Genomic DNA, 11,914 nt, shown 5'->3' on the forward strand with positions numbered 1-11,914 from the left:
CCCGCCCCGCGGTCCCGCGCCTCCCGCGTACGCCCCTGACCAGCGTCGCCGCGCCGGACCCGCGTGCCCGCGCGCCCGCTCCCGCGCCCGTGCAGCGCCTACCCTGGGCGCCATGAGTACGTTGCGTGGGCGCGGTCGCGTCGAGGGTCTGCCCGAGTGGGACCGGTGCGCGGTCATGGGGGTGGTCAACGTGACGCCCGATTCGTTCTCGGACGGAGGACGCTGGTTCGATACCGAGGCCGCGGTGAAGCACGGTCTCGAACTCGTCGCGCAGGGCGCCGACCTGGTCGACGTCGGCGGCGAGTCGACGCGCCCCGGCGCCTCGCGCGTCGACGAGGCGGAGGAGCTGCGGCGGGTCGTGCCCGTCGTGCGGGCGCTCGCCGCCGAGGGCGTCACGCTCTCGGTCGACACGATGCGCGCCCGGGTCGCCGAGGCGGCGCTCGACGCGGGGGCGCACCTCGTCAACGACGTGAGCGGGGGCCTCGCCGACGCCGCGATGGTCCCGATGGTCGCCGCGACGGGCGCGCCGTTCGTCGTGATGCACTGGCGCGGTTTCAGCGAGGACATGAACGCCCGCGCCGTCTACGCGGACGTCGTCGGCGAGGTGGTGAGCGAGCTGGAGCAGCGCATGGCGGCGGTGGTCGGGGCGGGGGTCGCGCCCGAGCGCGTCCTGCTCGACCCGGGGCTCGGCTTCGCGAAGGCGACCGAGCACGACCTCGTACTCCTCGCGCACCTCGACCGGCTGCGCGCGCTCGGCCGCCCGCTCCTCGTGGCCGCGTCCCGCAAGCGGTTCCTCGGCCGCGTGCTCGCGGGCGACACCTCGGCGGCCCCGCCGCCCGCGCGCGAACGCGACGCGGCGACCGCCGCGGTCTCGGCGCTCTCGGCGGCGGGCGGCGCCTGGGGCGTACGCGTGCACGAGGTACGGGCGAGCGCGGACGCGGTGCGCGTCGCGCGCGCCGTCGAGGCCGCCCGGTGAGCGCGCGCACGGCGGCCGAGGAGGTCGAGCAGGCGAACGCGGCCTACTACGCGGCGATGGAGGCCGGCGACTTCGACGCGCTCGCGGGGCTGTGGCTGGACACGACGGACGACGTCAACGACGGGGACGGCTCCGACATCGCGTGCGTGCACCCGGGGTGGCCGGTGCTCAGCGGGCGCGGCGAGGTGCTGCGCAGCTACGCGGTGATCATGGCGAACACCGAGTACATCCAGTTCTTCCTGACCGATGTCGCGGTCACGGTGCACGGCCAGACGGCACTGCTGACCTGCACCGAGAACATCCTCTCGGGCGCCCCGGCCCCCGAGGACGAGGAGGGTCCGGGCCCGCTCCTGGGTCAGCTCGTCGTGGCGACGAACCTCTTCCGCCGCACGGCCGCGGGCTGGCGCCTGTGGTCGCACCACGCCTCGCCCGTCCTGACCAGGGACGACGACGAGGAGGACGGTCCCGACGAGGAGCCCCGGGGGCCGGGGGACGCGACGCCGGCCTGAACCGTAGCGCGACGCGGCACCCGCGTGCTCCGGGCGAAAAATCCGCTCACTCGGAAGAGTGAGCGGATTTTTGACTTGTGCGGAGTTATCCACAGATTGCGGGGGGTGGTCGAGTGGGGGGCCGAATCGCTGAAAGACTTGTTGCAGGGGTGCCCCCTGGGAGGGCGGGGGCTGCGCGCACACGGCTGCCGGCTCCCCACCCGCCATCGCCCCCTGTCAGCCCGCGCGGGTAGATTCGAATACGCCAGAAGCATTCGAACGCGGCCCCGCCGTGCCGGACGGCGCCGCCCGCGCCGGACGGGGAACCCTCGGGGGGCCGACGACCGCTGGAGTGAGTACGTGGATCGTGTCGCGCTGCGCGGCCTGCGCGCCCGGGGACACCACGGTGTCTTCCCCGAGGAACGCGAGGAGGGCCAGACCTTCGTGATCGACCTGAGCCTCGGTCTGGACACGCGCCCCGCCGCCGCCGGGGACGACCTGGAGCGGACGGTGCACTACGGAGTGGTCGCCGAGGAGATCGTCGCCGTCGTCGAGGGCGAGCCGGTGGACCTCATCGAGACCCTCGCCGAGCGCATCGCGCGGACCTGCCTGCGGCACGCGGCCGTGCGCGAGGTCGAGGTCGTCGTCCACAAACCCCAAGCACCCATCACGGTCCCCTTCGACGACGTGACCGTCACCATCACCCGGAGCCGAGCATGACCGCACGCGACCAGGTCCACGGGGACCCCACCGTCCAGCCGGTGCCGGCGTCCGTCGTCGCCCAGGTGGACGCCGCCGACACCACGCTGTCCAACCCGCACCGCGCCGTCGTCGCCCTCGGCTCGAACCTCGGCAACCGCCTGGAGAACCTCCAGGGCGCGATCGACGCCCTGGAGGACACCCCGGGCCTGCGCGTCAAGGCCGTCTCGCCCGTCTACGAGACCGAGCCCTGGGGCGTCGAGCCGGGCAGCCAGCCCTCCTACTTCAACGCCGTCGTCTCGATCCGCACGACCCTGCCGCCCTCCTCGCTCCTGGAGCGCGCGCACGCGGTCGAGGAGGCGTTCCACCGCGAGCGCGCCGAGCGCTGGGGGCCGCGCACGCTGGACGTGGACATCGTCACGTACGCGGACGTCGTCTCGGACGACCCCGTACTCACGCTCCCGCACCCGCGCGCCCACGAACGCGCCTTCGTCCTCGCGCCCTGGGCCGACATCGAGCCCGGCGCGAGCCTGCCCGGCCGCGGTACGGTCGGTGACCTCCTCGCGGCGGTCGGCGACGAGGGCGTCACCCCGCGCCGGGACCTGGAACTGATCGTCCCCGAATAGCCGTTAGGGTCGACGAGGGGCGCTCGCGGACGGGCCACGGGGCCCGTGGGCGTACGAAGGGACGACAGTCAGGTGCAGAAGCTCCGCCTCCGGGTGCTCGCCGGGATCTTCCTCGTGGCCGGGGTGCTCGCCTGGGCCGGGGCCCGGCTCTGGGACGCGTACGGGCAGCTTCCGTCCGTGCCCGTCGCCGCGCCCGTCGTCTTCTTCGCACTCGCCGCGCTGCTCCTCGCCACCGCGCTGTCGACGCGCTCCCGGCTCCGCGCCCAGCGCGAGCGCAGGCCGGAGGCCGAGGGGGTCAATCCGCTCCAGACGGCCCGCGCCGTCGTCCTCGGCCAGGCGAGCGCCCTCGTCGCCGCGGTCGTCGCCGGTCTGTACGGCGGCATGGGCGTGTTCCTCCTGACCCGCCTCGACGAACCGGCCCGTCGCGACCAGGCGGTCTACGCCGGTCTCACGGTGCTCGCGGGCGCGGCCGTCGTCGCCGTCGCCTTCTTCCTGGAGCACGTCTGCAAGCTCCCCGAGGACCACGACGACGACACCCCGCACCCGGCGAGCTGACAGAAGCAGAAGCCTCGCGGGCACGGGGCACAGCGGCCCAGCGATACGGGCGGGCTTCCCAGTGATACGGCCTTCAGCGGTCGGTACGCCCTCCAGCGGTACGGGCCTCCCACCGCCACCCCGCCGGTCCGGCCCCGGCCCGCCCCCGGCCAAAGCTCGGCGCCCGCAGCTCCGCACACCCCCACCGCCGAAAGCTCAGCCCGTCACCGCACCGTCATCGCGCCATGATCAGGCTCATCGCCTCGGCCCGGGTCGCCGGGTCGCGCAGTTGTCCGCGCACGGCCGAGGTGAGGGTCTTCGCGCCGGGCTTGCGCACGCCCCGCATCGACATGCACAGGTGCTCGCACTCGATGACGACGATGACCCCGCGCGGCTCCAGTATCCGCATGAGCGCCTCGGCGACCTGCGTGGTGAGACGTTCCTGCACCTGGGGGCGGCGGGCGTAGACGTCGACGAGGCGGGCGAGCTTGGAGAGCCCGGTGATCTTGCCGTCCGACGCGGGGATGTAGCCGACATGGGCGACGCCGACGAAGGGCACGAGGTGGTGTTCGCAGGTGCTCTGCACCTCGATGTCCTTCACGAGGACCATCTCGTCGTGCCCGAGGTCGAAGGTCGTGGTGAGGACGTCCTCCGGCTCCTGCCACAGCCCGGCGAAGATCTCCTTGTAGGCGCGGGCGACCCGGCCCGGGGTCTCGCGCAGCCCCTCGCGGTCGGGGTCCTCGCCCACCGCGAGGAGGAGTTCGCGGACGGCGTTCTCGGCCCGCTTCTCGTCGAAGGCACCGATCGTGCCCTCGCCGTCCAGGGTCACCGGGTCGGTCATGTCTGCCTCGTTCCGTTGCCGTGCCGCCGCCCGGGGCCGGTGCCCGGACCTGGGGATACGGGAAAACCCGCCCCCTCCAGGCTAAAACCTGGCGGGGACGGGCTTCATTCCGGGCTCGGCTCTCGCCGTGCTCAGCTTTCGCCGCGGTCCTCCGGGGAGGACTCGGGCTCGGCCTGCGGCGTCTTGTCGACGGAGACCTGGCTCGGCTGGGTGCCGTTGGCGCCCGCGGTGCCATGGGCGCCGTGCGTGAGCTGGAGTTCCTTCGGCGAGAGCACCGGCGGCCTGGTGGAGGGCGTCCGGCGGGACGAACCGGTCCACGCCGGGCGGGCCGGGCGCTTCACGATCGGGGCGAAGATCTCGGCGATCTCCTCCTTGCCGAGCGTCTCCTTCTCCAGGAGCGAGAGGACCAGGTTGTCGAGGACGTCCCGGTTCTCCACGAGGATTTCCCACGCCTCGTTGTGCGCGGTCTCGATGAGCTTCTTGACCTCTTCGTCGACGAGCGCCGCGACCTCTTCCGAGTAGTCGCGCTGGTGGCCCATCTCACGGCCCAGGAAGGGCTCCGAGTTGTCGCCGCCGAACTTGATCGCGCCGAGCCGCTCGGTCATCCCGTACTGGGTGACCATGGCGCGGGCGGTTCCGGTGGCCTTCTCGATGTCGTTCGCCGCGCCGGTGGTCGGGTCGTGGAAGACGAGTTCCTCCGCGGCCCGGCCGCCCAGCATGTAGGCGAGCTGGTCGAGCATCTCGTTGCGCGTGGTCGAGTACTTGTCCTCGTCCGGGAGCACCATCGTGTAGCCGAGGGCGCGGCCCCGGGACAGGATGGTGATCTTGTGCACCGGGTCGGAGTTCGGGGAAGCCGCCGCGACCAGGGCGTGTCCGCCCTCGTGGTACGCGGTGATCTTCTTCTCCTTGTCCGACATGATGCGGGTGCGCTTCTGGGGGCCCGCGACGACGCGGTCGATGGCCTCGTCGAGCATGCTGTTGTCGATGAGCTTCTTGTCGCTGCGCGCGGTGAGGAGCGCGGCCTCGTTGAGCACGTTGGCGAGGTCGGCGCCGGTGAAGCCCGGGGTGCGCCGGGCGACGGCGGCGAGGTCGACCCCGTCGGTGACGGGCTTGCCCTGCACGTGCACCTTGAGGATTTCCAGGCGGCCCTGCATGTCGGGGCGGTCGACGGCGATCTGCCGGTCGAAGCGTCCCGGGCGCAGGAGCGCCGGGTCGAGGATGTCGGGCCGGTTCGTGGCGGCGATCAGGATGACGCCGCCCTTCACGTCGAAGCCGTCCATCTCGACGAGGAGCTGGTTGAGCGTCTGCTCGCGCTCGTCGTGCCCGCCGCCGAGGCCCGCGCCGCGGTGCCGGCCCACGGCGTCGATCTCGTCGACGAAGACGATCGCCGGGGCGTTCGCCTTGGCCTGCTCGAAGAGGTCGCGCACACGGGAGGCACCGACACCGACGAACATCTCGACGAAGTCGGAACCCGAGATCGAGTAGAACGGCACCCCGGCCTCGCCCGCCACCGCGCGGGCGAGGAGCGTCTTGCCCGTACCGGGAGGCCCGTAGAGCAGGACGCCCTTGGGGATCTTGGCGCCGACGGCCTGGAACTTCGCCGGTTCCTGGAGGAATTCCTTGATCTCCTGGAGTTCCTCGACGGCCTCGTCGGAGCCCGCGACGTCCGCGAAGGTCGTCTTCGGGGTGTCCTTCGTCAGGAGCTTCGCCTTGGACTTCCCGAACTGCATGACGCGGGAGCCGCCGCCCTGCATCTGGTTCATGAGGAACAGGAAGATGAGGACGATGACGATGATCGGCAGCAACGAGAAGAGGATGCTGAGGAACGGGCTCTGCTTCGACGGCTGGACGGTGTAGCCGTCGGGGATCTTGTTGTCCTGGTACTTCTGCTGGAGCGTGTCGGCGAGTGCGGTGCCCTGGTCACCGATGTAGCTCGCCTGGATCTTGCTGCTCCCCTTGACCTTCTGGTCCTTCTTCAGCTCGACCTTGATGATGTGGTCATCGCCGGTGCTGAGCTTGACCGCCTTCGCCTTGTCCTGGTCGATCGCCTTGACGACCTGACCGGTGTCCACCGTCTTGTAGCCGCCGGACGAACCGACGAACTGCATCAACACGACCACGGCGAGGACGGCCAGCACGATCCACATGACCGGCCCACGGAAGTATCGCTTCACGTCCATCCACACGGAGCGGGATGCGCCCCGTCCCTCCTGCCATAGTGAGTGAGATAAAGACTGTTCTTCGGACGGTACCCCAGCATTGTCACCCGAAGACGCAGGGGAGTGCTGGGGAACCTGGTTACGCCTCGTCCAACGGAGGAGGAGGCGTCCGGGTTCCCGGGGCGGCCCGCGGAGTGTGACGCGCCCTCGGCCCGGCGCGCTCGCGCGGGCCCCGGTGACCCGTGCGAGCGACGCCGTCGTGCGGGCGCGCGGCCGTCAGCCTCCGTAGACGTGGGGGGCGAGGGTGCCGACGAAGGGCAGGTTGCGGTACTTCTCCGCGTAGTCGAGCCCGTAGCCGACGACGAACTCGTTGGGGATGTCGAAGCCCGTCCACTTCACGTCGATCGCGACCTTCGCGGCGTCGGGCTTGCGGAGCAGCGTGCACACCTCCAGCGAGGCGGGCTCGCGCGAGCCGAGGTTGGTGAGCAGCCACGACAGGGTGAGCCCGGAGTCGATGATGTCCTCGACGATCAGGACGTGGCGGCCCTTGATGTCGGTGTCGAGGTCCTTGAGGATGCGCACCACGCCGGAGGACTGGGTGCCCGCCCCGTAGGACGAGACGGCCATCCAGTCCATCGTGGCCGGGGTGGACAGGGTGCGGGCGAGGTCGGCCATGACCATCACCGCGCCCTTGAGGACTCCGACCAGGAGGAGGTCCTTGCCCGCGTACTCCGCGTCGATCTTGGCGGCCAGCTCGGCGAGCTTCGCGTCGATCTCTTCCTTCGTGAGGAGGACCGACTGGAGGTCGGAGCCCATGTCTTTCGCGTCCACGCGCATCACTTTCGTCTGTCGAACCGGGGGCGGCGGCGCGCCCGCCCGTGGGCGCGCGCCTCAGCCTTGCCGGATGACCAGTCTGCCACCTAGCCGCCTGGCCTCGACCTTCCCGGGGAGGTTGAGGGCCCGCTGCCCGCGCCAGGCGGTGATGAGCCGGTCCACCTCCTCGATGTGCGCGGCGAAGAGCGCTCCGCCGGGGGCGCCCGCGTCGAGGAGGGCGGCGCGCAGGACGCGGCGGCGGACGGCGGCGGGCAGGGCGTAGAGGCCGGCGCAGTCGAGTGCGCCGTGCTCGTCGCGGACGGTCCCGGCGGCGCGCGCGGCCCAGGCGTCGAGTGCGTCGGCGTCGTCGCGGGAGAGCTGGGCCGTACGGGCGAGGGCTTCGACGACGCCCTTGCCGAGGGATTTCTCCAGGGCGGGCAGGCCCTCGTGGCGCAGCCGGGAGCGGGTGTAGGCGGGGTCGGTGTTGTGCGGGTCGTCCCACACGGGCAGCGACTGGACCATGCACGCCTTGCGGGCGGTCTGCCGGTCGATGCGCAGGAAGGGGCGGCGGTAGCGTCCGCCGGGCCCGGAGATCTCGGCCATGCCGGACAGGGAGCGGGTGCCGGAGCCGCGGGCGAGGCCGAGGAGGACGGTCTCGGCCTGGTCGTCGCGGGTGTGGCCGAGGAGGATCGCGGCGGCGCCGTGCTCCTCGGCGACGGCGTCGAGTGCCGCGTACCTGGCCTCGCGCGCGGCGGCCTCGGGTCCTCCGGCGCGGCCGACGTCGACGGCGACGGCCTCGACGGGGGTCAGGCGCAGGGCGGTGAGCCGGGCGGCGACCTCGGCGGCGCGGCGGCCGGAGCCTTCCTGGAGGCGGTGGTCGACGGTGACGCCCCCGGCGCGGATGCCGAGGCGGGGGGCCTCGAAGGCGAGGGCGGAGGCGAGGGCCATGGAGTCGGCGCCGCCGGAGCAGGCGACGAGGACGAGGGGCGCCGCGGGGTCCGGGGCGGGGAAGGGGCGGCGCGAGTGGAGGAGGCGCGCGGCCCAGTCGGGACCGCTGTCGGCGGGGCCCGCGGGGAGGGGGTCGGGCGGGGCCGCCGCGGCCATCGCCGGGGGCTCGGGGTCGCGGGGGGCGGGGCGTGCGCCGGGGCCGAGGGGGCCTGCGGCGTTCTCGCTGAGGATGTCGTGCAGGGCGCGGCGGACCGCCAGACGTATCGCCGCGACCGCGGGATGGGGACCCATGTCCGTGTTCCCTTCGTTGGAGCGCGTGTGCCCCCGGGGGCCGGGGCGGGGAGGGGGACGGCCGTACGGCGCGTGGGCGCGCGGCGTTCGTCCACCACCCCGGTTGTCACGCAGGGTGCGTAGATGGTGACAGAAGGGGGCCCTTCTTCGAGCATCGCACGCCCGCCGAGGGCTCACGGTCCCTCGGATGGGTGATTACCGGGGCGTTTCACTGCCGCCGGGGCACGTGCGGGGCTCGTTCTCGGGTAACGGGCGGCGGGCGCCTGTGGTCACGTACCGCGAGCGGAATCCTGCGGGTTTTCCGGTACGGGCGAGGGGCGCCCGCCGTCCGCCCCGCCGCCCCACCCGTACGTCACCCCGTCGCGCCGCCCCACCCGTACGTCACTCCGTCACGCGGCCCCACCCGTACGCCGCCCCGCCCAGCCTCCCCGCGCTCCGCCCCCGTCCCTTCACCCCGTCCCCGCCCTTCGCCCCGTCAGTTCGCCGCGTCCCCGGGGGTGTCCGGGCCGGTCTCGTCGCCGTGGACGCGGGCGATCCACTCTGCGGGGTGGTGGATCTCGCGCTTCGTGGGGAGCGTGTTCGGTGAGGTCCAGACGCGGTTGAAGCCGTCCATGCCGGTCTCCTCGACGACGGCGCGGACGAAGCGTTCCCCGTCGCGGTACTGGCGGAGTTTCGCGTCGAGGCCGAGGAGGCGGCGCAGGGCGAGGTCGATGCGGCTGGCGCCCTTGGCGCGGCGCTCCTGGAACTTCTCGCGGATCTCGCCGACGGAGGGCACGACGGCGGGTCCCACGCCGTCCATGACGTAGTCGGCGTGGCCTTCGAGGAGGGACATGACGGCGGTGAGGCGGCCGAGGATCTCGCGCTGGACGGGGGTCTGGACGAGTTCGACGAGCGAGCCGCCGTCCTCGTCGTCGGCGCCTTCGGCCGCTTTCTTCTCCCGGCCGTCGCGGTCGAGGAGGGAGCGGACGGTCTCGCCGAGGCGGTCGGCGAAGTGGCCGGGGTCGAGTTCGGTCTCGTCGAGGAAACCGCGGATCTCGTTCTCCAGGTGGTCGCGCAGCCAGGGCACGCCGGTGAACTGGGTGCGGTGGGTCTCCTCGTGGAGGGTGACCCACAGGCGGAAGTCCCTCGGGTCGACGCCGAGTTCGCGTTCGACGTGGACGATGTTCGGCGCGACGAGGAGGAGCCGTCCGCCGCCGCTGCCGCCGGGCAGCTCGCGCGAGGGCGGCGCGAAGGTCTCGTACTGGCCGAGGACGCGCGAGGAGAGGAAGGAGAGGAGGACGCCGAGTTCGGCGCCCGTGACCTTGCCGCCGAGCGCGGTGACGATGCTCGACGAGCCGCCCTCGTTCCTGCGGTCCTGCATCTTGTCGAGCAGCGGCGCGAGCAGCGAGCGGAAGCCCGCGACGTTGGCGCGGACCCAGCCGGGGCGGTCGACGACGAGGACGGGGGTGTCGGCGGAGGGCGGGGGGCTCATACGGGTGTAGGCGCGGACGTGTTCCTCGGCCGAGGCGGCGTGCGCGCGGAGTTCGGCGACGACCGCGCGGGCTTCGTCGCGGCTCACCTCCGGGCCCGGACGCAGGAGGCGGGTCGCGGTGGTGACCGCGAGATTCCAGTCGACCATCTGGGGACCACCGAGGCTCGTCATGTGTCAACGGTACGGGGTTTCCGGGGCGGAAAGGAGGGGGCGGGCCAGGGCGCGGGCGGTTTGCCGTGCCGACCCCTCCCCCACCGCGCCCGCCCTCCCCCGGCCCCCGGCCGGGGGACCCCCGCGCCCCGCGGAAGAGCCGCGCGCGGCGGGTGGGGGAGGCGGGTCAGCTCTCCGCGAGGGCCGTCGCCATCTTGTCGAGCGCCGCCTGGGCGGCCATCGGGTCGGGGGCGTCGTGGCTCATGAAGGCGAAGCCGAGGAGGCGGCCCGAGCGGGTGACGACGGTCCCGGCGAGGGTGTTGACCCCGGTGAGGGTGCCGGTCTTGGCGCGGACGAGCCCGGTGCCGGCCTTGTTGTGCTCGGCGGTGTAGCGGGTCGCGAGGGTGCCGGTGAATCCGGCGACCGGGAGGCCCGTGAGGACGGGGCGCAGGCCCGGCTGGTCCTTGCGGGCGGCTTCGGCGAGGAGCGCGGTGAGGAGTCCGGGGGTGAGCTTGTCGGCGCGGTCGAGGCCGCTGCCGTCGTGGAAGGACGTGTCCTCGACGGGCAGGCCGAGCTTGTCGAGCCGGTCGTGGACGGCGCGGGCGCCGCCCTTGAAGTCGGCTTTCGCGCCGGTGGCGAGGGCGGTCTGGCGGGCGAGGTGCTCGGCGATGTCGTTGTCCGAGTAGGTGAGCATCCGCTCGACGATCGTGGCGAGGGGCGCGGAGGAGACGGAGGCGATCCCGCCGTCCTCACCGCCCTTGGCGTCCTCACCGCCCTTGCCGTCCTCACCACCCTTGGCGTCCTCACCGCCCTTGGCGTCCTCGCCCGGCTTCGGGGACCCCGAGGAGTCCTCGGCGGGGGCCTTCTTCCCGTCGCCGGTCTCGACCTCGTCGCGGAGCTTCACGCCCGCTTCGGCGAGGAGGTCGTGGAAGCGGCGGGCGGTGTCGAGCGCGGGGTCGGTGCTGCGGTCGGCGGGGCCGTGGTCGCTGGAGTCGAGGCGGCCCTCGTCGGCGATGAGCGGGGTGACGGGGGCGAGGTTCTCGTTGGGTCCTATGGGGTGCCGGGTGGTGCCCGCGTAGCGCGAGGTGTCGTACACGAGGGTGTACGTGCCGTGTTCCGTGCCGAGCGCCTCGGCGGTGCGGCGGGCGAGGGTGCGCAGGCTCGCGTATTCGCCGGGGTGGGCGCGGGCGGTGAGGGTGGGGTCGCCGCCGCCGACGAGGACGAGGCGGTGGCCGTCCTTCTCGACGCGGGTCCTGATGCGGTGGTCGGGGCCGAGGGCGTCGAGGGCGGCGACGGCGGTGGCGATCTTGGTGACGGAGGCGGGGGTCGCCGCACGGGCGGCGTGGTTCCCGTAGACCTGCTCGCCGCTCGTGAGGTCGACGACGGAGGCGGAGGGGCCCTTGCCGAGTTCGTCCACGGCGAGGAGCGGGTCGAGGCGGCCCGCGAGGGCGGGGCCCCGGCCGCCCGCGGTGTCGCCGCCGCCGGTGCGCAGCCCGTCGAGCACGGGGCCCGCGCTCGGGGCCGGGGAGGGGAGCCCGGCGGAGGTGAGGGGGCGGTGCGCGGCCTGCGGTCCGGCGGCGCCGGGGGCGGGGCGCGCGGCGGCGCGGCGGGCCTCGGCGACGCGCTGTCCGGAGGAGTCGTAGGGCCCGGCGAGGGCGGCCGTGCCGCCGGCGAGCAGGAGCCCGGCGACGGCGGCGACGGCCGTGAGCTGGAGACTCGTCAGCGGGCCGCGGGGCCGCGGGCGTGCGGGCAGCTTCGGCTCGGGCACGGCGGACCAGCCCCTTTCACGATCACTGAGCGGAGTGAGGGACACTTAACCACTGCGCCTTACCGCGAGCACGGCGCCCCGGTCCGTACGGGTCCCTCCCCGGGAACCGGAGCCGGACGGGGTCCCCCGGTCGGACGCAGTCACGAACAG

11 protein-coding genes are annotated in these 11,914 nt (G+C 73.3%); 5 read left to right on the forward strand and 6 right to left on the reverse strand.

Going from position 1 to position 11,914, the window contains the following annotated elements:
- The first annotated feature begins 112 nt into the window (after positions 1 to 112).
- The 5 genes from folP to STTU_RS13665 all read left to right on the forward strand — a co-directional run bounded on the left by folP (position 113) and on the right by STTU_RS13665 (position 3,344).
- A complete protein-coding gene (folP, locus tag STTU_RS13645) occupies positions 113 to 976 on the forward strand; it encodes a dihydropteroate synthase (RefSeq protein ID WP_078490375.1) in 864 nt (287 codons plus the stop codon).
- On the forward strand, positions 973 to 1,485 hold the full coding sequence (locus STTU_RS13650; protein ID WP_043255122.1) for a nuclear transport factor 2 family protein: 513 nt from the start codon (positions 973 to 975) through the stop codon (positions 1,483 to 1,485). Before folP ends, STTU_RS13650 begins: the two co-directional genes overlap by 4 nt.
- Before the next feature lie 339 nt (positions 1,486 to 1,824).
- Entirely contained in the window at positions 1,825 to 2,184 is a 360-nt protein-coding gene (gene folB / locus STTU_RS13655; protein WP_007823752.1) for a dihydroneopterin aldolase, read from the forward strand.
- A complete protein-coding gene (gene folK, locus STTU_RS13660) occupies positions 2,181 to 2,789 on the forward strand; it encodes a 2-amino-4-hydroxy-6-hydroxymethyldihydropteridine diphosphokinase (RefSeq protein ID WP_009067832.1) in 609 nt (202 codons plus the stop codon). The genes folB and folK overlap by 4 nt, the downstream gene beginning before the upstream one ends.
- A gap of 72 nt (positions 2,790 to 2,861) precedes the next feature.
- Positions 2,862 to 3,344: a DUF3180 domain-containing protein gene (locus STTU_RS13665; RefSeq protein ID WP_007823755.1), complete on the forward strand. Its 483-nt coding sequence runs from the start codon at positions 2,862 to 2,864 to the stop codon at positions 3,342 to 3,344.
- Positions 3,345 to 3,558: 214 nt separating this feature from the next.
- On the opposite strand, the gene folE is transcribed toward STTU_RS13665, so the two are convergent.
- From folE to dacB, 6 genes are all read right to left on the reverse strand, one after another.
- On the reverse strand, positions 3,559 to 4,164 hold the full coding sequence (gene folE, locus STTU_RS13670) for a GTP cyclohydrolase I FolE (RefSeq protein WP_007823756.1): 606 nt from the start codon (positions 4,162 to 4,164) through the stop codon (positions 3,559 to 3,561).
- A gap of 131 nt (positions 4,165 to 4,295) precedes the next feature.
- Positions 4,296 to 6,344, reverse strand: coding sequence for an ATP-dependent zinc metalloprotease FtsH (gene ftsH, locus STTU_RS13675; protein WP_007823757.1), 2,049 nt, complete (start codon positions 6,342 to 6,344; stop codon positions 4,296 to 4,298).
- Between the two features lie 255 nt (positions 6,345 to 6,599).
- Positions 6,600 to 7,160, reverse strand: coding sequence for a hypoxanthine phosphoribosyltransferase (gene hpt, locus STTU_RS13680; protein WP_007823758.1), 561 nt, complete (start codon positions 7,158 to 7,160; stop codon positions 6,600 to 6,602).
- Between the two features lie 54 nt (positions 7,161 to 7,214).
- Complete coding sequence (gene tilS / locus STTU_RS13685; RefSeq protein WP_007823759.1) at positions 7,215 to 8,375, reverse strand: tRNA lysidine(34) synthetase TilS; 1,161 nt, start codon at positions 8,373 to 8,375, stop codon at positions 7,215 to 7,217.
- 475 nt (positions 8,376 to 8,850) lie between these two features.
- The gene (locus STTU_RS13690) at positions 8,851 to 10,017 is read right to left on the reverse strand and encodes a zinc-dependent metalloprotease (protein ID WP_043255125.1); all 1,167 of its coding nucleotides are present in this window, start codon (positions 10,015 to 10,017) and stop codon (positions 8,851 to 8,853) included.
- A 166-nt stretch (positions 10,018 to 10,183) separates the two neighbouring features.
- Positions 10,184 to 11,764, reverse strand: a complete 1,581-nt coding sequence (gene dacB, locus STTU_RS13695; protein WP_234019229.1) for a D-alanyl-D-alanine carboxypeptidase/D-alanyl-D-alanine-endopeptidase — start codon at positions 11,762 to 11,764, stop codon at positions 10,184 to 10,186.
- Positions 11,765 to 11,914 lie beyond the last annotated feature (150 nt).

The sequence above is a fragment of the Streptomyces sp. Tu6071 genome (assembly GCF_000213055.1).
GTDB classification, from domain to species: domain Bacteria; phylum Actinomycetota; class Actinomycetes; order Streptomycetales; family Streptomycetaceae; genus Streptomyces; species Streptomyces evansiae.